Source organism: Legionella sp. JM-2024, assembly GCF_055389095.1.
Map to the genome: position 1 here is coordinate 288,407 of NZ_AP039388.1, position 20,113 is coordinate 308,519.

The following is a 20,113-nucleotide window of genomic DNA, read 5'->3' on the forward strand; positions in this document are numbered from 1 at the left end:
TACCAATCACTTCGTATATTTTTATTTATTATAGACCAGAATATATCCATGTTTTTGTATTTTTTGCTAGGCTTCAGAGATGAGTCACATATTATCTTGGGATTTTAAGAGCTTTTTATTTCATGCTGTATTCAACATACAGCATGATTAATTTGAAAAATCGGATTACTCTCCTGGAACTACCCCTAAGTACTAATGTCGATCAACAGATTCCACACTCTATTCCTTGATGAGTTACTTCAGGAGCATAAGAAGAAAAACTCTCTTTTGGCACAAATAAATTTCTATTTCTAGAACTTGCTTCATTAGATTCAGACAAAAGGGTTAAATTTTCTTTAGGTTGGGGACGATAACCCAAAGCATCCAAAACTTTTGAGGTTGTGTTTCCAGAGGGTTCAGCATGTTGTACCTTACCATTCGATGCCGTGGATACAACTTCCTGTTGTTTAAAACGATATAAATTCGCTAAAACAATGGTGGATTCAAGCACCATCAAAGCAACACCAAGTACAGGATTCAGAGCAAAACCTAATGCAACAAATAATCCTGCTGCTACTAAAGTAATAGCTGAATTATAGGTCAAACTCACGAATAAGTTTTGGAAAATATTTTGTTTGGTTTTTTTGGCCACATCAAATGCGGTTGCAATAGGAAATAACAAGCCTTGTTGTACCACTATGCCGGCATGTTGTTCAGTGATGCTATCGCCAATACTTGATTTAACGGCAATGCCTATATTGGAATAGGCAATTGCGGTGGCATCATTGGCTGCGTCACCTACCATAGCTACTTTGCAACCTCTGCGTTTTAACCGTTTAATATAGCTGGTTTTAGATACTTCGCCGGGTTTCGTGACAGCTCCTACTGTATTCGCACAAATATTATTTTTAGAAATACCCAATAATTCGGCGTATTTTTCTGCCGATGCTTTATCGGCTCCCGTACATATATGTACCGTTTTACCAAGACGCTTTAATTGTTTCACTGTTGCAATGGCGTCTTCCCGCAAAGGGTCGGTTAAGGCAATTTGTCCTATTACAGTTGTTCCTCGCACAACATAAACGGAACCTTTTTCAGGATTATCATAAGGCGTATCGATATGCGTAATTTCATTGGCAAGAAGCATTTCTTTATTGCCTATCATGAAGTTTTCGCCATTAATTATAGCTTTTATGCCTGAATGATGACTTTTATCAACGGAGGTGACTTCCAGTGGCTCGCTGGAAACTGTGCCTTGATCTTGCACATAAGACTTAATAATTTTAGCCACGGGATGATCGGAGTGACTTTCTAATAGGGCGATATGGCTTAAAAACTTTTTATCCGCAATTTGCAAAGCATCCACCACAATTTCGCCTTTAGTCAGCGTGCCATTTAAATCAAAAACAATAGTATCAATATCAGCTGCCGCTTGTAGCGCTTTCCCATTGTTAAAATGAATCCCTTTCTCAGATGCTTTTTGCATACCGATTTTAACTGCCATGGGTGTAATCAAACTCAAAGCGCATGGACAGGCACTTACCAGAACAGAGACGACACATTGAATAGCAAGTGCAGGACTAAACAAGGAACCTATGACAATGCCTGATACCAGCGCTACTGCTATCAATCCAGGAATAAAATATTTCAATACCTTATCCGCAAATATTTCTACAGGTGCTTTCTCATCATTGGCTTTATTAATATTTTTGGCGATTAATGAGAGATAAGAGTTTTGATATGTTTTGGTAACCCGCATTTCCAACGAAGGTATATGATCAGCCAATTGCATACCAGCTTTCACCACATCGCCTGGTTTAAATTCTGTGAGCTTTGGGGAGCCATCGATTCGTGTGGTATACAATAGTGTTCTTTTCGTTAACACACCATCGACAGGAATAACATTTCCTTTTTTAATTATAATAATATCGTTAGGAATTAATGTCTTGACCGAAATCTCTTTATCCGGATTACCCTTTAATAGGATTAATGGAGGAACGCAATCGCGTACATCTAATTTTTTATTGATTTTGCCTACCAAGGTATGTTCAATACCTTCGCCTAAATGCCAAAAGCCTAAAACTAAAGGAGCCGCTTCAAACATCATAGGTAACCCGGTTATAAATAGGCTTGCGATAGACACAACAAAGATGGTCAAAGTGCTAATCGAGTATAAAGTGGTGGTATCCCATTTTTTTTCTTGCAACGCTTGCCATGTTGATTGATAAACAGTATGCCCTAAATATAATGTCATCAAAGAGGTTAACCCTGTTATGACATAATAGGCAGCAATAGGAATATTAAAACTCCCAATAGAAATGATCAGCAAGCCTATTCCCCAAATCAAACCTAAAGCTGCTTTAGTCCAATGATTTTCATGATGATGTCCATGATGATGCTCATGAGAATGGTCGTGTTTCGGTTTTTTTATGTGTTTTTTAATGAGATCAGGATGTGTGGGCTTAGACGTATGGACATGATGTTTATGTCCTTGTTCTTCTTCATCTGAGAATGTTTCCACCTCCATTGTGTCACTTACAGCAATTCCCTCTTCTAACAAAAGCTGTACCACTCTGGTTTGCACGACAGTATCATTTTTAGATGCACACAACACACTGATGCTTTTATTTAGACTTGTCAAGTCAATTGCTACTCGTACTAACTCTAACTCTTTGGCTTGATTCAAAATCCATTCAATCTTTTCTCTTGTTTTTTCCAGGTCAAGAATTTGGGCATTATCTGAAAGGTGGAATCGATAATTATTGAAATACATTTAAACTCCGCCAATTGGTTAAAATATGCTTAAGCAAAGTAGTTTTTCCTGCCCCTAAAACTTCAGATAGGAAAATGACAGGTATTTTTTAAACTACATACCAACCTTAAAAATGTTACATTGTAACATTTAATTGTTAAATAACAAGGAACATTAGGTAATTTTTAGACACAAAGTATTTTATGTGAAATAATCAAGGGTAGTTGTTGGTTTTTTCCTTGAAATAAGGATTATGATAAAATAATGTACTCTAACGATTGGATCTTAAAAACGATTGATGAAACATAATTTGTTGGACAGGGCTTATAAATACTGCATAAACCATGGCTATCGGTTTACAGAGCCAAGAGAGCGTGTCCTTAAAATATTAGTAGATGAGAGAAAGCCTCTCGGTGCTTATGATATATTGCAACGGTTATCCATGGAAGTGGAAAACCCTAAGCCACCTACCGTCTATCGTGCCATTCAGTTTTGGCATCAGGAAGGATTTATTCATTGCATTGACAGTCTTAAATCCTATGTGGCTTGTTTGCATGGACATCATGTGGGACAAACCCAGTTTCTCATATGCAATCAGTGCGATTTTGTCAAAGAGTTAGAGTGCATTGTTGACTTCACTTCTGTAACAGAAGCGGCTGACTCCATTCAATTTTCAATTATTAACTGTACTGTAGAAATCAAAGGGCTGTGCGCGGATTGCAATCTGATTAATCTGGGAAATTAATAGCGATCATTTCACTCGGAGAATTTCTGGTTTTCTTTCAATCCACCCTAAGAGTTTAGAGCAGAGCTTTCATGAGATAATTTAACTAATCAATGCTATGATCAATAAAGATAAGTGGGAAAACTGACAGAATGGATTGATAATTTTCATATCAATGAATCTGATCTCCTCGAAAAATTTATATTAGGTGGCAGCAGAGGAAGGCGGAAGTTGCATAAAACTGCTTCAAGTCTACCTGAAACATGTACCATCTGGCTTAGAGATAAAGTGTCAGGACTCCAGAAACCTCCAAGCTCTCTAATATAATTACCCATTTGCATTGGTGTGGTGTTTTTTTTCTCAACAGGACTTTTTGTCCTGATTTTTTGAGTGTTAGGGAATATTGCTCTTATTTCGAATACCAATGACTTGGCCCCGTGGACAACCTATAGCAGAAATAGGTGCACTTGTGATCTCCTATCAATAGCTGGCGGCATATTTAACTAAGCTATAAGAAATTTGTATACATAACATACAAACAATCAATTTTTATTACAGTTAATCAGGTATTATTATATCCACTCAGGTTAATTTTTAACCATAAAGTGGAGATTTTAATATGCATTACAAGTTAAACTTAATCATAAATAGCAGTTTGGTTCAAGCTGTCGAAGCTATTCCTGCTGATGTTACCTCGCTCGATCTCAGCTGGAATTGCCTAGGAATCAATAGTGGTATCGAATTGGCCCAAATCTTTGCGGCGATCCCTAAAAAAATCACGTCTCTTGATTTGAGTTGGAACAGTTTCAATCGCATGAGTGGGGCTGAATTAGCACAAGCCTTAGCTGCTATTCCTAATAGCGTTATTTCAATAAATTTGGGCAGGAACCATTTTAGCCTTATGGAAGCTGCAGAATTAGCACAAGCCATAGCTGCTATCCCGGAAGGCGTTACTGACCTTGATTTAAACCAGAATCATTTGGATGACATGAGTGGTGCTAAATTAGCACAAGTCTTTGCCGCTATCCCTGCTGGTGTGACTTCACTGAATTTGACTGGGAATGGCTTAGGTGGCGTAGGTATCTCAAGGGTTTCTGCACTAATTCAAGCATTTGCTGCCATTCCTAATACCATTGTTTATCTTAATTTAACTAGTAATGGCTTCGGTATAATCAGAAATGGTGCTGAATTAGCACAGCTGTTTGCTGCTATCCCTGCTGGTGTTACATCCCTTGATTTACGCTCAACCTGCTTATACCGTTTATCTCTTGCAGATTTGGCTTTGTTCAAGAATTCTTTACCTCATATTCAAACCATATGCCTGGATGTTAGTGAAATCAGGAACATGTCAAAAGAGCAACGCCAAATGTTAAGTGCAGCATTTCCCAATATCAAAAAAATCACATTAGCAGATGATAATAACAGGGAAGTAGATATCTCACAGTCCATAGAAATGAGTAATTACATTAGAGAACTTGGACTAAAAACGGAGGTACCTTCTTTGTTACATCAATGCAGCCGTTTCTTCAAAGAACGGGGTATGGAAATTAATAACAAGAATGTTCCTGAAGAGTTGAAGGAATTAGTGTCTAGACAATCCTTGTGATGATAGGACATTGCAGGATGTGGTTGTTATTGTTGACTGCTATCTGGTTATTAGATGTCTTTGAAAATTGTTCTACTGTCATAATTTATGGTCTTTGTTCTGATTCGTGACTGTGGAAAATTGAATTCTAATAACAGATAGGTCAGTCTTATGGCTGGCTTATTTTTTCTATTCACTTGATTGATCATAACTCCTTTTCATAACTTATCGTTTGCATCTCGCCCAAATAGTTCTCCGGAACCAAATTGCTCTTTAGGAGTATCTTTAAACTTGGGCAGATTATCGTTGAAATTTATAATACGATTGGCATACCAAACATGCCTTACTGGTTTAAATGAATCGGGTATATTTATGTCGAAATTAAAATTGTTAACATTAACACCAATGCCACCTTGCTTTGCGGGATCAAGAGAAATACCATAAATAAGGCTTTTGCAGGTTGAGCAAAGCAATAATTTGGCATTTTTTTTAATGAGGCTCTCAAGATTATTTTCGCCAGATACAATGCTAAAATTATTAGTCAAATAAGCTGCTGTATAGGAGTAACCTATTTTATCCCGATTATTTTCAGACAATAAAGCAATTTCTCGACATTTATTGCAATGGCAATATTGCGCAAAGATTGGTTCACCTATACCTATAAATTTAACTGTTCCGCAACTACATTGGCCATGGTAGGTTGTCATTGTTATAAACATCTCTCAATTTTGATAATGAGAAATTATAGTTAAAAAATGCTATCAATGAAGCTGATCTTGTCGAAAAATTTGTATTAGGTAATGGCAGGCAGGGGTGGAAGTGGCATAAAACTGCGGTAACAGTCTACTCGAAGCATGTGCATCTGGCTTAGAGATAAATGTCAGAAATCCAGAATTTGTGAAAACAACCGTTCTTTTTCAAAAATGCGGCTTTGTGAAAAATTACATTCGACATCATTACTGTAATATCTCTTTTAAAACAATACGAAAAAGAAAATAAATTTGCATAATCATTTTGGCCAATATATAATCATATTGACTTGTTATAAGTCTTATTAATATAACAAAGGATAAGGAGATCTATATGAAGATCAAAGCATTGGTCGGATTAATAATTGCTACTACAATGGTTGTAGCAGTTGGACCACTCCAAGCAGCATGTGTTTATCCTGAACCTGGATGGCATATGGTTTCGAAAAGTTGTAATATCAAACCTGCTGATAACTGGCAAGAATATACTAGCGGAGTTTATCTCCAACCAGTAACAGGAAAAAGTCTATTGGTGACGAATAGATAGATTCAGTATAAAATCAATTCGTAATAAATCGATGGGATCTCACTGCGTTAGTCCCATCGGTTTTTTCTAAGATATTCAAGATTTAATTCAGTTTGTATTATATTAGGTAGGATAAAATCTAAAGGTAGCTACAAAGATTTTGGGTCACTATATACCGAAGACCTAATATTGATAAGTACATCATGTGAAAATACATGATTTGAACATAAAAGATTTTCCTTAAATTTAATTGTGCTCGTTACTTGAATCCCTGTTTATATAATCGAATAAAAATTTGATTAATCCTAAAATGATGAACCATAGTATTCCATAGATTGAGAACTGCAAATTTCGAAAACCTTTCAAGGAACCATAATTAATCGTTCTTTATATTTTATTTTTATTCAATGGTCCTGTGTAATTGCAGTCATCAGACGCGCTATTACAAGGTTTATTTTCAAACTGCAAAGTAGTGTGATATACAGAAAAATCGTTGGCAAGCGTCTCCTGTATGGAAGGAAGCAACTGCTTATCAGGTGAATAAGCAGAATCATAAATTATATGGGCGGTCAGGCTGGTTTTTCCACTGGTAAGTGCCCAAAGATGGAAATCGTGTACATTCAGGACACCTGGGATAGCACGTAGTGAGTCTTGGATTTTTTCAATGTCAATGCCTTCAGGAACTCCTTCAAGCAAAATATTAGTGGTTTCTTTTAATAAAAGCCAGGTGCGGGGTAAAATCCATAATCCAATAGCTACTGCAATCACGGAGTCCACCCATTGCCAATTAGTAAAACGAATTATTATTGCAGCGACAATCACACCAACAGAACCAAGCATATCGCTCCATACCTCAAGATAGGCACTTTTAACATTCAAACTATGATCTTTATCCCTATGGAGTAGTCTCATAGAAATCAAATTAATCACTAGTCCAATCACTGCGATAATTAGCATCCCAATAGTTTGAATATCTGGTGGACTACTAATGCGCTGATAGGCCTCATATAAAACATAAAGGGCGACTAGAAATAGCAAAATCGCATTAAAAGCAGCAGCTAAAATTTCGAAACGGTGATAGCCGAATGTTTTTCTCGCATTAGCTGCTCTACGAGCAAGATGAATTGCTGTAAGAGAAATAGCCAAGGCACTGGCATCCGTTAACATATGTGCTGCATCTGAAAGAAGAGCCAAACTGCCTGTGACTAACCCACCAATCACTTCTACAACAAGATAAGTTGTAGTCAGGAGCAGAGCAATACTAAGGTTTTTTATATTCTGATTACCGGGAATTGCGTGGTTATTGCCCATACTACCCTCCTTGTTTTTTCATTACCATGAAAAGTTGCACATCTACTTTGGGTAAGGTCAATGAGAATATGAAATGTTAACTACGCGGTTTTCCACATTGCATACAAAATTGAGCATTAGCTTCCAGAAATGCACCGCAAGAACACTTATTCCCCTGCAAATTGGTGCCACATTGGCTACAAAAACGAGCTCCTGGCTCCAAAAAAGTCTGGCATTTAGGGCATGTTGTTGTAGATAGAGGAGTATTATTACTATAGCCACCTTGATGTTTATTACCACCATAACCACCATGGCCAGAACGGGATTTTCCATGGTGCCCGCCCATATAATTACCCAGAATTTTTTTTAGAAATCCCATGATTCCCTCATTTAATGATAGATTAGAGTTTCTAAAATTATAGTCCAATTATTCAGATTATGATTTCTATGACTTACTTGCATGAAATTTTCTGAGTCTTCAAGGTCTGGGAGTCATGGGGTTTGGGCTCGCCTTGGTTTACTATGTAACGAATTTTACTCTTAAATCATTTTAATATTTATTAAGAGAATAAAAAGTACTCCATTATAATAGATACCCTGGAGGTATTTTTTAACGATCTCTTTAAAAAATTCCACGCTTTGGTTTTTTGAGCTATTTCTTTCTCGTCGTCCGGAATTTTTTCCATCGTATTATAGATCCTATACTCGATGTCGTTGGTTTTTCTTAAGCACTAAGTAAATGACGTCACTTAATGGTGCTTTTTTTGCCTTTCTAAAAGATGACGGTCTTGTTGCCATATACAAAGATTCGATCTTCTAAAGCGAGTTTTAAAGCTCGAGCTAAAACAACCTTTTCAACGTCCCGACCATATTGCTGCATACTTTGCCAATCATAAGCATGATCGATATGAATAACATCTTGCTCAATGATTGGCCCTTCGTCCAGGTTTTCATTGACAAAATGAGCAGTGGCCCCAATGATTTTTACCCCACGTTCATAAGCTTGTTTGTAAGGATTAGCTCCAATAAAAGCGGGTAAAAAGGAATGGTGAATATTGATTATTTTGCCCTGATATCGCTGCGTAAAATTGGGGGTTAAAATACGCATGTATTTGGCTAACACAATATAATCAATGCTATCAAACTCCTGCAAGACACTGATTATCTTCGCTTCGTGCTCTTCACGCGAGAGATTGTCTGTACCTATATGAATATAGGGAATATCGAAATGACTGCATAATGGTTTTAAAATATCATGGTTTGATATAATACCAAGAATATTGGCATCCAGAAGTCCTTCTTGATAACGAATCAGGATATCGCCTAAAACGTGGGCTTCTTTGGTGGCCATCAGTACAATATTTTTTTTGTGCGGTGGCTTAACGATTACTAACGTGCCTTGTGGCATTTCACCAATCAATTCCTCATATAAGAGTTGTGCATCAATTTCACCAGCTACTACGGTTCGCATAAAAAATTGATGATTTGCATTATCTACAAATTCATTATTAGTAATAATATTCAGATTATGCTCATAAAATATCTTGGCAGCCTTATATACAAGGCCAGAGCGATCCGGAGCCTGGATTAAAATACGATATTGACTCACAATGATTCTAACTCCTCTAAAATCTTGTTTGTATACAACACACATTCTATCGCGCTTACTGTGTGAATGCCAATGATTTGCCCAGGTAGTTTAATAGATGACATCATCAAGTGCGCATTAATGATTGAATGGTTATTGTATTGAGCTGTATCGTAGATTTAGTTTGAACATTATGATATTGAAAAGGAGTGAATGAGAGCAGAGTCGATTAATTTTTAAATATGAATTCTAATTAAATCATTCCTATTCAAAATTGGTCGAATTTGCCCCCATTGATTTCTTAGCTATTTAAAACAGCATTATTAACCATAACATCTTCTCTGTTATCAGTATCTTCATGGACTTGTTTCACTTCCTTGACTGGTGATTGCAGAGCTTTGTTATATAGTTTACTTAAATTTTTCACTGCAAACATCCAGGTTATGGTTGTAGAAATAACGATAAAGACCAGAAATGGTGCGATCATCATTACATTGCTTGCTGCGGTAATGACGAGGAGCGATCCTGAAATCATTCCTCCTCCAGCTTTACCAAAACTATTACCGATGACATCTACAGCAGCCTTACCTTTTACCTTAAGCTCTTGATCAAGAGGAATGTAAGACATTTCTTTTGTAGGGTCGAAGAGGGAATATTTTGTCGCTTTACTTGCGATATTTTGTATCGCACCTAATATCACCGCCATAAATAATGTAGTAGTTCCAAAAAATGTCGCTACAGGAGTCATGTGACTCTGAAAAAGGACAAAAGCATAAAAAAGAGCCCCTGTTATCAGCAAAACTGACGGGGTCATGATGGCACCAGTAAACCACCCAAATTTACGAACAATCCCTTTAAATATCATAATCATGGTCATAGTGACTATTCCAGTGATTACTGAAAATGCTCCCATAAATGAGTTATAGTCATTTGGGTTTGGATATTGTTCCTTTAACATGCCTTTCCAAATCACTTCAACCAGGTTGATGGAAATACCGTAGCCAATGATTAAGATTGCAATTAATCCCAAGTATTTTGAAGAAAATATATATTTAAAACTTTCAATAACAGACAACTTGGGTTTGGCGGTTTTTGTATTCCCCAAACTCGCTGCTTTCTCATAATAGCGAGGATCTGGCAAAACACGGATATTCATCCAGCGATAGATCATCATTATTGAAATTCCTGAGACAATGACGGCAGTCATCATATAATTTAATGACACGCCCCATGCATCAACTTCTGGGGGTAATGATTGCCGGATATTGGATAAATATCTCACAGTAAAACCAGAACAAATCAGTGATACATTGGCAAGCAATCCAAATAAACCATAAAAACGTTTCGCCTCATTTGTTCGAGTAATTTCATTGGCGAATTGCCAGAACAAAAGAGAGATCATCACACTACCCCATAATTCAGATATGACGTAAAACATGGAATACATCCAGGTGCCCCATAGAGGAAAAATATGCTGAAAATGTGGGTAAGTTTCTTTTAGAGTGCGAATTGTTTCAGGACTGGGGTGAATTAACTCCCTATTGGGATACAAAAAAAAGGCAAAAAGCCCAAAATAAAGTATAAAAGAGCTGACTATGGTATAGAACAGCTTTTCTCGATCCATCATGTTAGCCAATTTAGCATAAAGCACCACAAATAATATTGATGCAGGTAAGACAAGTCCAATTTTCAGGAAGGGAATTACAGCAGATCCATCAATAGAAGCAGTAATCACCAGAGAGTCTTTGGTATCACGCAAAATAGTATAATTAAAAAGGATAAAAAACATTATGGCACCCATGGGTAAAAATTTCTTCAACTCATAGGAATGGATTGGCCAAAGAGCACCGCGAATTGTCCCGAATTCAGGTTTTATATTTAAATTATCACTAGACATTATATATCCTTATATTGATGCATAGTATTAAGTTCTAAAATCCTATAGAACGACGATGTATTAATTATTTGTAAACACGAACTCCTTTATTGTCTTTCCATCTAAACCATATTACATGGTATTCAATGACAATAAATACTAAATTTTATTTTGTACATTTCTTACATAAATCTTAACTACTCCCTTACAAATTCCTCTCATACAGGTGTTTTGATCAATAACGCAATTCAATTTTTTACTCTTGTATGCCTAATAAAATTCAATTATAAATTGGGTTATGGTTGTTCATGGAAGCAGGAGCTTTATAAATCATGAGATGGATTAAATTAATATCTGTTTTATTTTCGATTCTTGGACTGACAGTTGGATTTATTTTCCCTTCAAGTGCATCCACAATAAATAAGATTCAGAAACCCTCTATGCGATTAATGCTTTTGGGCGCTCCTGGCGCAGGGAAAGGAACTCAAGCGGACCTTTTGGCACAGAAATTTAATATTCCACATATTGCAACAGGAGATATGTTGCGCACTGAAATTGCTCAAGGCACAACTTTGGGATTAAGTGCCAAAAAAATTATGGATGCTGGAGGGTTAGTTTCTGATGATATTATTTTTGCGATGGTGCAGAAACGGTTAAAACAACCAGATTGTATCAAAGGATATATATTAGATGGATTCCCTCGTAATTTAACGCAAGCAGAACTTCTGAAGAGCAAGGGAATATATTTTGATCATGTGATAGAAATCCAGGTGGATGATAATGAAATTATTAAACGAGTTAGCGGGAGACGCCTGCATCAGCCTTCAGGGAGAGTATATCACATTGTGTATAATCCCCCCAAGGTTCCTGGAAAAGATGACATTACCGGGCAACGATTGATTCAAAGAGAGGATGACAAAGAAGAAACAGTTAAAAAACGTATTGCGCTGTATCATGAGCAAACGGAACCTTTAATAAAGTTTTATGACAATTGGTCAAATAGCAATGAGGAGGGGGCACCACAATTTCATAAAATTCTTGGTACAAAAACTGTAAATCAAATATTTAACAATATAATGAATGCTGTGAGTTAACTATTAAATTTTATGGACATTATCACTTATTGAAAGCTAAGTAATAATATTGGGGTTTAATCCTCACCACTGACTTAAAGCGATTTATGCGGCATGATATAGCCAAACGTTTAATCATTTAAAATATCATTGACTTGGCATAGAAGTTCTGTACCCAAAGTTTGTAGCCGTAAGATAGTTGGTAAAACTTGCGCTACTTGCTCTATACCAATCTTTTGTTGTTCAGACGAGACGTTATTGCAAGAACGGTCTATATTGTAAACTAACCAGTTTATCCAATTCCCTAATACGCCATAAAAGGATGCTTCAAGGGATGAATTATCAATGATGCCCCTGGCCTTTTTATAGGCTTTAATCAGTTTAAAAAATAATTCCTTATTAAACTCTGTTGTAATACCACTCCAATCCAAACTGGCATTAACTATTTCATAGGTTGGATTAAGCTTGCGTGCGGATTCCCAATCGATAAGTATAGGATTGCCAAATTTATCCCATAGCACATTTTTTTGATCCAAATCGCCATGGCTTACAACAGCTTGTTTTTTAAGAATTGGTATGGCTCGTTGATAAGTGCTGTTTGCTTTGAGTAGATCTGGAAGTTTGTCTTTTAATAGTTTGGCAAATGGGCATTGATAATCCAACGCTTTTTGAACGAACGAGACAATGTCATCATTTTTATGTATATCAAATTCTGGTTCGAGAATCTCAGGAATACTCAGATCTATGTTGTGCATACGTGCTAAAATTTCAGGAATTTGAAGTGCCTTATTTTCTGATATGGCATCCTTATCCAAGGCGGTACCGGCTATCCATGGATAAACCAAATATCCTACACCATCAAGTACCAATAGATAATTACCTGATTGTTCTAAGGCACAAACAGCAGAAATCCCTTGTTGTATGAAGCAAAAAGCAATGTATTCTGTTAAATTGTAATTTCTAACAATTTGACTGTCGAAAAGGTTGATGTCTTGGGATAGTTGCTTAATAGCATAAGTCCCTTTTTCTGTTATAAGGCGCCACATGATGTGGAGTAACCCCCCATAAATTCTTATAGGAGTTTCTATAGGTCTGCCAAGACCAAAATAATCGCAAATTGCCATTATGATTTTATTATTCACAAAAGAGACCTCAAATACATTGGTTGATCTGTCGGTCTTTGATATGGCTTTTCTGAGAGTCATAACGCCGGTTAGATCAGTTATACTAAATGATTAGATTTTTCAACTTAGATAATAAGACATTTAATATATAAGATATAATCGAAAATAGGTTGAATAGGAAAAATAGGGGCTGAAAATGAAAGAAAATTGTCTTTTTAGAGTGTTATGCTTTGTAGGGATGTTTTTATTTCAGTTTTTACTAATAACAGAGGCTGCTTTCTCAGCTCAATCATCTCATTACATTTTATTATTAAAAGAAATGTTTACCAAAGTTACAATGGAAAAAAATGATCAAGCTATTCCCTTATACTACGACAAACATTTTGAATTGCACTCTAACGGAAAAACAATGAAATTTAATGAGTTTTTGCAATTACATCAGGCAGTCTATAAAACCCCTATTCAATACAAGGTTCGTTATGATGAAAAAACTCTGATAGAGCAAGGCAATAAAGTGGCCGGGCGAATATTCATTACAACGAAAAGACCTAATGAATCACCACAAGAAATTGAAGTGATTTTAGTTGCTGAGTACAAAAATAATAAGTTATATCGTTTGTGGGAGCTTACCTATCCAGATTGGTCTGGAATGAAAGCCTTTCAAAAAGTTCCTAAAAGGAACAACTAAGGTTTATTCAATTCGCTACAGAACAAAAGAATAGGGACTTATTTTTAATGGAGTGTTTTCAGAAATCAGGTCGATTATCTTTGTTAGTCTATTTATAGACTTGGCACATCAAAATAAAATATTTGTTGTGATGTGCTAAATTTACCATAATAGCCACTTTTTCAATCTAAGTACTATGTCAACAAAATTACTTACAATCAGTTTGCTAGAAGAGCTGGTACATGTTGCCGAGTTAAATCAAGAGGGTAAGACTGCGGATTATATTCCGGAACTGGCAAATGTTAACCAAGAATTAACAGCTATTGCTGTGCAGCAATTAGGTGAGAAACCTCTTTCTTATAGCAATAACTCCCTTAATCCAGTCACTTTGCAAAGTACAGGCAAGATGGTTCCTTTAATTGGGCTACTTGAAGAATTTGGTGACGAACAATTGTTTGAATGGGTTAAGGTTGAACCTTCTGGCGATGATTTCGCTTCAATTACTCGCCTGGAACAATTTGGCCCTAAACCATCAAATCCTATGCTGAATACCGGAGCTATCACGTTATGCTCACATATTCCAGGAACAGGTGAACAGCAATTTAGATGGTTAGAACATTGGGTTCAAAAATTATTTAATCAACGTCTCAGCATTAATCCCTTGGTTTTTGCTTCTGAAAAGCGAACTGGTAATCGCAATCGCTCCCTCGCCTATTTGCTGAAAAGTAGAAATAATCTTGGAACAGACGTTCATGAAACGCTGGATTTGTATTTCGCACTATGTTCCTATGAAGCCATGTTAGAGCAGATGCTTTTTTTGCCTGCCCTATTAGCTAATGGAGGAGTGGCTCCAGAGAGCGGTGAAAGAATTCTCTCTACTGAAACCTGTAAAATTACTTTAGCCATTATGGCAACTTGTGGATTATATGATGAAACTGGCACTCATATGGTTAAAACGGGGATGCCGGCTAAAAGCGGTGTGTCCGGTTACACTATTGCTGTCGTTCCCGGTAAAGCTGGTATTGTAGTTTTAAGTCCAAGGGTCAATCCTAAAGGAAACAGCATACGAGGTGAAATCATGCTGGAAGGTTTATCTAAAGCGATGAACTGGCATTTTGCATTACCTTGATTTCAAATCAGCTATTAATCTACCAATGATTCCAAGATCAATTAAGGAGTATTTGTGACATGGCCATTATCAATATTAATGATGTCGATATTTATTATGAACTCCATGGTCAGGGTAAGCCTCTTGTTTTAATTGCAGGTTATTGCTGTGATCATACCTTTTGGAGTGACATGCTCGATGAGTTGGCTAGAGAATTCCAGGTATTGATATTTGATAATCGAGGCATAGGCCAGACAAAAGACAATGGAATTGCTTTTACATTAGAGACTAATGCTGATGATATTATAGCATTCTTGGAGCAATTGGGTTTTGAACACCCTCATATTCTAGGGCAATCAATGGGTGGAGCGATTGCTCAAATTATTGCGAAAAAACATCCTGAAAAAATGGATAAACTGATCATTTTAAATTCGGTTGCAAAATTTGGTACTAGAGCAAACCGAGCAATGGAAAGTCTTTTGAATCTTCGTAAGGAGAATATTCCATTAGATTTATTAATAGATGCTGGTATGACTTGGGTTTTTTCAAGTGAATATTTAGAGGAACCCCAAAATGTCTCAACGTTTAAAGAGAGTTTGAAAAATAATCCTTATCCACAATCTCTACAAGATCAAGAGCGTCAATTTAGAACTATACCAACATTTGATTCCCGTGAGTGGCTATATGAGATTAAAGCAGCAACACTCGTTATTGCAGCAGAAGAGGATATCCTTACTTTACCTACAGAAAGCCGACAACTTGCTAAGGGAATACCAAATGCTCGATTCATAACCGTTCCGGGAGGGCATGCCAGCCCATTGGAACAACCCAGTAAAGTAAATGAAGTCATATTAGAATTTTTGACTTCTTAGAGCTCGTTACTTTATAAATACAGCTGTTGGGATTATTTTTAGAATCCAGGATTGAATATGGCTTACTCTTCCAAACCATGACGTATCACCGTAAGCGGCATTTCCACTGCCGTCTGAATTAACTCCTGCAATTGCCCAACCCTTATCCGTTTTGATCCAGGCTGGTCCACCGCTGTCGCCTGAACCTAAAATTCCAGTCAGTGGAGAAACAGGAGTGATTATTCCATCATCATTCAATGGGTTAGGTATTGACCCGTCTTCTCGAGGCAGCCAAATCCCTAAATAATTACCCGCATCCCCTGATTTTGGAGTGGGTTCAACGGCATTTTTTACGTATTCAATGAGTCCAATAGCCGCAGCTGGGCGATCATGAGTATCAATTGAGGTGTCTTCTCCTTTGATCCCCGCGCCACGCCAACCATAACCTATAAAAGTTAACATTTTACCTTTTTCACTAGTCCCGCTATAGAGTGCGGGTTGTGTGCCTAAATCGGTTATTTCATCCTCCAAGCGTACAATCGCAAAATCATAGCCCGTTCTGTCATCGGAGTTTTCATTCCATAAAGGATGTATAAAAACTTCAATACCGTTATATTCAGTACCATCAAGAGTAATATAAGAATAAGCGGAAGCTTTGGTTCCTGGCGGGAATAAATGGCCTGCTGTTAATACATAGCCATGCCCACTATAATTACCAATCCACGCTCCAGAGCCTGATTCTGATTCTCCTTGCAAATAGATTAATGAGGCGAATTGTGGAGATAAGGCTAAGTTTTCTGCTTGCTTGAATCCAGATTTTTTAAAGGTACTATTTAAAATAATAACGGACCAACCGGATGTGGTTACCAGCAGCATGAATGCACTAAAAATTCCCACAAGGTAAAACCATTTACAGAATTTCATAATGCTCGGCTCTGCATATTAGCAATTTTTATTTTTTATAAGTATAGGGGTAAATAAGCTATTTTACCTTGGATAATCAATGGAGGGAGATTCAAATATATTTATAGCAAATTGTATTTGGTCAAATTTAATATATTTGAAGAAATATAGTGAAATGATATGCTTAATTAAATCTACCTATAGGTAAGTGTATATTTTCCTTCATTATTTTTAGGGTGAAACTGACTCATTGGTGATTTTTTTGGTATAAAGTAAATAAATTGTATATTTGAGCCATTCTATGGGTTTGCAATATAAACTCGCCTTGAATGACTTCGTTTGTGGACTATAAATATTTTTGCGACAGATGCAACTTGAGTGGCCATTGAAATGATTGCACTCAATAAAAAAGGTGCTGAATAAATGAAAACTTACGAAATGTATATTGATGGAAAATTTACAGCAGCAAAAAGAGGGGCTACTCGCGATATCATTGATCCGGCTAATGGTGAGTTGATTGCAAAAGTGCCAGAAAGCACCAAAGAAGATGCAGTACTTGCAATCAAAGCAGCACGAAAGGCTTTCGATGAAGGGGAGTGGAGAAAATCACTGGCGCTTGATCGAGGCAAACTGTTATTCAAAGTTGCCGATTTGATTCGTGCCAATGCAAAAAGGTTAGCAGAACTGGAAACACGAAATTGTGGAAAGCCATTGGCCGAAGCTGAGTTTGATGTGAGCGATGCCGCCAATTGTTTTGAATTTTACGGCGGGCTCGCTACTAAAATTCATGGTGAAACGATGTCGGTTCCAGCGAACTCTTTTAGTTATGTAGTGCGCGAACCCATTGGAGTGTGTGGACAAATCATTCCATGGAATTTTCCACTGCTCATGGTAGCCTGGAAACTTGCTCCAGCACTTGCAGCAGGAAATACCGTAATATTAAAACCCTCAGAACTGACACCGATAACCGCTCTTGAGTTATTCAAGCTGATTGACCAATGTGGATTTCCAGCGGGTGTAGTCAATCTCATTACTGGGCCAGGTGTGGGTGCTGGAGAAGAATTAGCGAGCAATTCGATGGTGGATAAGATTGCCTTTACTGGTGGAACAGTGACTGGCAGAAAAATCATGCAGGCTGCTACTGGCAATTTGAAGAAAGTATCGTTAGAGCTTGGTGGAAAAAATCCAAATATTGTTTTTGCTGATTGTGATCTGGACATGGCAATTGATGGCGCTCTTTTTGGTGCTTTTGCCAATCAAGGTGAAGTATGTTCCGCGGGCTCTCGCTTGATAGTGGAACGCTCTATACACAAAAAAATAGTAGAAGGAATGTTGAAAAAAATTCCAAATATCAAGCTTGGTCACGGTTTGGATGCGGGAGTAAAAATGGGGCCGCTGATTTCAAGCGCACACCGTGAAAAAGTAGAAGCTTATCTCAAGATCGGAGTTGAAGAGGGTGCGAAATTGATCTGTGGCGGTAAACGCCCGACAGGCAGTGAATTCGCAAAAGGAAATTTTCTTGAGCCAACTATTTTTGATGAGGTGAAACCTGCAATGCGCATCGCTCGTGAAGAAATTTTTGGTCCTATACTCGTAGTCATCCCTTTTGATACTGAAGAAGAAGCCATTCGAATAGCGAATGATACAGAGTATGGTTTATCTGGCGCTGTGTGGACTAAAAGCGTTACTCGTGCCCATCGAGTGACTTCTCAAATGCGTGCCGGTATTCTTTGGGTGAACCACTATCATCCAACGTATAATGAAATGCCTTGGGGAGGATATAAACAAAGTGGATCCGGTCGCGAGCTAGGTTTGTATGGAATAGAAAGTTACCTTGAAATCAAGCAAGTGAATATTAACCTCGATGAAACACCAATTGGTTGGTACTAATGAAACAAATTACTATTAAAACTCCAATACCAGGACCAAAATCACAAAAGTTGATGGAACTACGTGATAAACAGGTTGCACGAGGGCCATTTCATGTCACTCCCATTTTTGTGGAGCGAGCAAAAGGCTCGTTTGTAGAAGATGTTGATGGCAATGTGTTTCTTGATTTCTCGTCCGGATTTGGGGTAGTGAATACAGGGCACTCTCCAGAGGCCGTGGTGAATGCTATCAAGGCTCAGGCCGAAAAATTCATCCACACAGGTTTCAATATTATTCCTTATGAAGGTTATGTCAAAGTATGTGAAAAATTAAATGTTCACACACCAGGATGTTTTGAAAAAAAATCAGTCCTTTTTAATTCAGGGGCGGAAGCCGTAGAAAATGCGATTAAAATCGCTCGTGCTTATACGAATAAACAAGCGGTGATTTGTTTTGATCATGCTTTTCATGGACGAACATACATGGCAATGACACTCACATCGAAAAACAAACCCTATAAGCATGGATTCGGCCCATTTCCTTCAGAAATCCATCGCGCTCCTTTTCCATATGAATATCGTTGGAAGGGAACAAATTGTGTAGAAGAAAGTTTCAGTGATTTTTCTGACCTTGTCAATTTTCGCGTGGGTGTTGAAAATATCGCTGCAGTGATTATAGAACCAGTACTAGGGGAGGGTGGATTCATACAATGTCCGGCTTTATTTTTGAAAAAACTTCGTGAATTTTGTACAAGAAACAATATTGTTTTTATTACAGATGAAATCCAAACGGGGTTTGGTCGTACAGGAAGTATATTTGCAATGAACACATTGGGAGTGGATCCTGACCTCACTATATCAGCCAAGGGGCTTGGTGGTGGAACAGTGATTGCTGGCGTGACTGGTAAAGCTGAAATCATGGATGCTGCAATGGAAGGCGGGTTGGGTGGAACCTTCGGAGGAAATCCTCTGAGTTGTGCAGCCGCTCTTGAAGTATTCAAAATTTTTGAAGAGGGAGGTCTTTTAAAAAATGTCAGCCATCTTTCAAAAATCCTGCAATCCAGACTTTCTGGATTTAAAGAAAAGTACAAAATAGTAGGTGATGTTCGTGGTTTAGGGGTCATGCAGGCGATCGAACTGGTGAAAAATAAAGACACAAAGGAACCAAATAAAGAAGCAGCAGGACAATTGACTACATTTTGTTTAGAGCATGGCCTTGTCATTCTTACTTGTGGAACATATGGAAACGTAATTCGTCTTCACATGCCGCTTTCTACTGGCGTAAAAGATTTGGAAATTGGCCTTTCAATTATTGAAGAAGGGCTCAAGACATTCTGAATATATATATCCAAGAAACGCCACCAGGCTAAAACCTGGTTTTTGGCATTTCTTGGATATATAGGAGGAAGAATGATGTTTGTTTTTTGTCTATATTAATGTTCATAGCAAA

18 protein-coding genes and 1 pseudogene are annotated in these 20,113 nt (G+C 37.4%); 10 read left to right on the forward strand and 9 right to left on the reverse strand.

The window, feature by feature from the left end; translation table 11 throughout:
* Positions 1 to 202: 202 nt before the first annotated feature.
* Both ACZ5EK_RS01225 and ACZ5EK_RS01230 read right to left on the reverse strand, forming a co-directional pair.
* Entirely contained in the window at positions 203 to 2,752 is a 2,550-nt protein-coding gene (locus ACZ5EK_RS01225; protein ID WP_464430982.1) for a heavy metal translocating P-type ATPase, read from the reverse strand.
* Entirely contained in the window at positions 2,739 to 2,837 is a 99-nt protein-coding gene (locus tag ACZ5EK_RS01230) for a GTP-binding protein (protein WP_464432431.1), read from the reverse strand. Before ACZ5EK_RS01230 ends, ACZ5EK_RS01225 begins: the two co-directional genes overlap by 14 nt.
* Positions 2,838 to 3,029: 192 nt before the next feature.
* On the opposite strand from ACZ5EK_RS01230, the gene ACZ5EK_RS01235 reads away from it, so the two are divergent.
* The 3 genes and pseudogenes from ACZ5EK_RS01235 to ACZ5EK_RS01245 all read left to right on the forward strand — a co-directional run bounded on the left by ACZ5EK_RS01235 (position 3,030) and on the right by ACZ5EK_RS01245 (position 5,061).
* Entirely contained in the window at positions 3,030 to 3,476 is a 447-nt protein-coding gene (locus tag ACZ5EK_RS01235; RefSeq protein WP_464430983.1) for a Fur family transcriptional regulator, read from the forward strand.
* 97 nt (positions 3,477 to 3,573) lie between these two features.
* Positions 3,574 to 3,762: pseudogene (locus tag ACZ5EK_RS01240) on the forward strand (peptide chain release factor family protein); the annotation flags it as partial.
* Between the two features lie 312 nt (positions 3,763 to 4,074).
* The gene (locus ACZ5EK_RS01245) at positions 4,075 to 5,061 is read left to right on the forward strand and encodes a leucine-rich repeat domain-containing protein (protein WP_464430984.1); all 987 of its coding nucleotides are present in this window, start codon (positions 4,075 to 4,077) and stop codon (positions 5,059 to 5,061) included.
* A gap of 197 nt (positions 5,062 to 5,258) precedes the next feature.
* Here ACZ5EK_RS01245 and ACZ5EK_RS01250 read toward each other — a convergent pair whose 3' ends face one another.
* On the reverse strand, positions 5,259 to 5,747 hold the full coding sequence (locus tag ACZ5EK_RS01250; protein WP_464430985.1) for a GFA family protein: 489 nt from the start codon (positions 5,745 to 5,747) through the stop codon (positions 5,259 to 5,261).
* A 376-nt stretch (positions 5,748 to 6,123) separates the two neighbouring features.
* Between ACZ5EK_RS01250 and ACZ5EK_RS01255 the strand changes: the two genes are divergently transcribed.
* Complete coding sequence (locus tag ACZ5EK_RS01255; protein WP_464430986.1) at positions 6,124 to 6,336, forward strand: hypothetical protein; 213 nt, start codon at positions 6,124 to 6,126, stop codon at positions 6,334 to 6,336.
* Between the two features lie 366 nt (positions 6,337 to 6,702).
* On the opposite strand, the gene ACZ5EK_RS01260 is transcribed toward ACZ5EK_RS01255, so the two are convergent.
* The 4 genes from ACZ5EK_RS01260 to ACZ5EK_RS01275 all read right to left on the reverse strand — a co-directional run bounded on the left by ACZ5EK_RS01260 (position 6,703) and on the right by ACZ5EK_RS01275 (position 11,090).
* Positions 6,703 to 7,626 (reverse strand): cation diffusion facilitator family transporter, encoded by a 924-nt coding sequence (locus tag ACZ5EK_RS01260; RefSeq protein ID WP_464430987.1) that lies wholly within the window; start codon positions 7,624 to 7,626, stop codon positions 6,703 to 6,705.
* A gap of 76 nt (positions 7,627 to 7,702) precedes the next feature.
* Positions 7,703 to 7,984, reverse strand: coding sequence for a zinc ribbon domain-containing protein (locus tag ACZ5EK_RS01265; protein WP_464430988.1), 282 nt, complete (start codon positions 7,982 to 7,984; stop codon positions 7,703 to 7,705).
* Positions 7,985 to 8,377: 393 nt separating this feature from the next.
* Positions 8,378 to 9,214, reverse strand: a complete 837-nt coding sequence (gene purU, locus ACZ5EK_RS01270; RefSeq protein ID WP_464430989.1) for a formyltetrahydrofolate deformylase — start codon at positions 9,212 to 9,214, stop codon at positions 8,378 to 8,380.
* Positions 9,215 to 9,494: 280 nt separating this feature from the next.
* A complete protein-coding gene (locus ACZ5EK_RS01275) occupies positions 9,495 to 11,090 on the reverse strand; it encodes an Npt1/Npt2 family nucleotide transporter (protein WP_464430990.1) in 1,596 nt (531 codons plus the stop codon).
* Positions 11,091 to 11,509: 419 nt separating this feature from the next.
* Here ACZ5EK_RS01275 and adk point away from each other — a divergent pair, with 419 nt between their 5' ends.
* On the forward strand, positions 11,510 to 12,163 hold the full coding sequence (gene adk / locus ACZ5EK_RS01280) for an adenylate kinase (RefSeq protein WP_464432432.1): 654 nt from the start codon (positions 11,510 to 11,512) through the stop codon (positions 12,161 to 12,163).
* A gap of 110 nt (positions 12,164 to 12,273) precedes the next feature.
* Here adk and ACZ5EK_RS01285 read toward each other — a convergent pair whose 3' ends face one another.
* Complete coding sequence (locus tag ACZ5EK_RS01285; RefSeq protein ID WP_464430991.1) at positions 12,274 to 13,284, reverse strand: phosphotransferase; 1,011 nt, start codon at positions 13,282 to 13,284, stop codon at positions 12,274 to 12,276.
* Between the two features lie 178 nt (positions 13,285 to 13,462).
* Between ACZ5EK_RS01285 and ACZ5EK_RS01290 the strand changes: the two genes are divergently transcribed.
* The 3 genes from ACZ5EK_RS01290 (at position 13,463) to ACZ5EK_RS01300 (ending at position 15,913) form a co-directional block, all read left to right on the forward strand.
* On the forward strand, positions 13,463 to 13,954 hold the full coding sequence (locus tag ACZ5EK_RS01290) for a hypothetical protein (RefSeq protein ID WP_464430992.1): 492 nt from the start codon (positions 13,463 to 13,465) through the stop codon (positions 13,952 to 13,954).
* Between the two features lie 175 nt (positions 13,955 to 14,129).
* Positions 14,130 to 15,062, forward strand: a complete 933-nt coding sequence (gene glsA / locus ACZ5EK_RS01295; protein WP_464430993.1) for a glutaminase A — start codon at positions 14,130 to 14,132, stop codon at positions 15,060 to 15,062.
* A 59-nt stretch (positions 15,063 to 15,121) separates the two neighbouring features.
* The gene (locus ACZ5EK_RS01300) at positions 15,122 to 15,913 is read left to right on the forward strand and encodes an alpha/beta fold hydrolase (RefSeq protein ID WP_464430994.1); all 792 of its coding nucleotides are present in this window, start codon (positions 15,122 to 15,124) and stop codon (positions 15,911 to 15,913) included.
* Positions 15,914 to 15,919: 6 nt separating this feature from the next.
* Here ACZ5EK_RS01300 and ACZ5EK_RS01305 read toward each other — a convergent pair whose 3' ends face one another.
* Positions 15,920 to 16,789 (reverse strand): trypsin-like peptidase domain-containing protein, encoded by an 870-nt coding sequence (locus ACZ5EK_RS01305; protein ID WP_464430995.1) that lies wholly within the window; start codon positions 16,787 to 16,789, stop codon positions 15,920 to 15,922.
* Positions 16,790 to 17,218: 429 nt separating this feature from the next.
* Between ACZ5EK_RS01305 and ACZ5EK_RS01310 the strand changes: the two genes are divergently transcribed.
* Both ACZ5EK_RS01310 and gabT read left to right on the forward strand, forming a co-directional pair.
* Positions 17,219 to 18,685 carry an aldehyde dehydrogenase family protein gene (locus tag ACZ5EK_RS01310; protein ID WP_464430996.1) on the forward strand — a complete coding sequence of 489 codons (1,467 nt, stop codon included), beginning with the start codon at positions 17,219 to 17,221 and terminating at the stop codon, positions 18,683 to 18,685.
* Positions 18,685 to 20,001: a 4-aminobutyrate--2-oxoglutarate transaminase gene (gene gabT, locus ACZ5EK_RS01315; RefSeq protein ID WP_464430997.1), complete on the forward strand. Its 1,317-nt coding sequence runs from the start codon at positions 18,685 to 18,687 to the stop codon at positions 19,999 to 20,001. Before ACZ5EK_RS01310 ends, gabT begins: the two co-directional genes overlap by 1 nt.
* The last annotated feature ends 112 nt before the right edge of the window (positions 20,002 to 20,113 follow it).

Coding starts and splice junctions, on each gene's coding strand:
- ACZ5EK_RS01255 (WP_464430986.1), top strand. CDS start 6,124: ATGAAGATCAAAGCATTGGTCGGATTAATAATTGCTACTACAATGGTT.
- ACZ5EK_RS01290 (WP_464430992.1), top strand. CDS start 13,463: ATGAAAGAAAATTGTCTTTTTAGAGTGTTATGCTTTGTAGGGATGTTT.
- ACZ5EK_RS01275 (WP_464430990.1), bottom strand. CDS start 11,090: ATGTCTAGTGATAATTTAAATATAAAACCTGAATTCGGGACAATTCGC.
- ACZ5EK_RS01250 (WP_464430985.1), bottom strand. CDS start 5,747: ATGACAACCTACCATGGCCAATGTAGTTGCGGAACAGTTAAATTTATA.
- ACZ5EK_RS01225 (WP_464430982.1), bottom strand. CDS start 2,752: ATGTATTTCAATAATTATCGATTCCACCTTTCAGATAATGCCCAAATT.
- glsA (WP_464430993.1), top strand. CDS start 14,130: ATGTCAACAAAATTACTTACAATCAGTTTGCTAGAAGAGCTGGTACAT.
- ACZ5EK_RS01260 (WP_464430987.1), bottom strand. CDS start 7,626: ATGGGCAATAACCACGCAATTCCCGGTAATCAGAATATAAAAAACCTT.
- ACZ5EK_RS01265 (WP_464430988.1), bottom strand. CDS start 7,984: ATGGGATTTCTAAAAAAAATTCTGGGTAATTATATGGGCGGGCACCAT.
- gabT (WP_464430997.1), top strand. CDS start 18,685: ATGAAACAAATTACTATTAAAACTCCAATACCAGGACCAAAATCACAA.
- adk (WP_464432432.1), top strand. CDS start 11,510: ATGCGATTAATGCTTTTGGGCGCTCCTGGCGCAGGGAAAGGAACTCAA.
- ACZ5EK_RS01235 (WP_464430983.1), top strand. CDS start 3,030: ATGAAACATAATTTGTTGGACAGGGCTTATAAATACTGCATAAACCAT.
- ACZ5EK_RS01310 (WP_464430996.1), top strand. CDS start 17,219: ATGAAAACTTACGAAATGTATATTGATGGAAAATTTACAGCAGCAAAA.
- ACZ5EK_RS01300 (WP_464430994.1), top strand. CDS start 15,122: ATGGCCATTATCAATATTAATGATGTCGATATTTATTATGAACTCCAT.
- ACZ5EK_RS01245 (WP_464430984.1), top strand. CDS start 4,075: ATGCATTACAAGTTAAACTTAATCATAAATAGCAGTTTGGTTCAAGCT.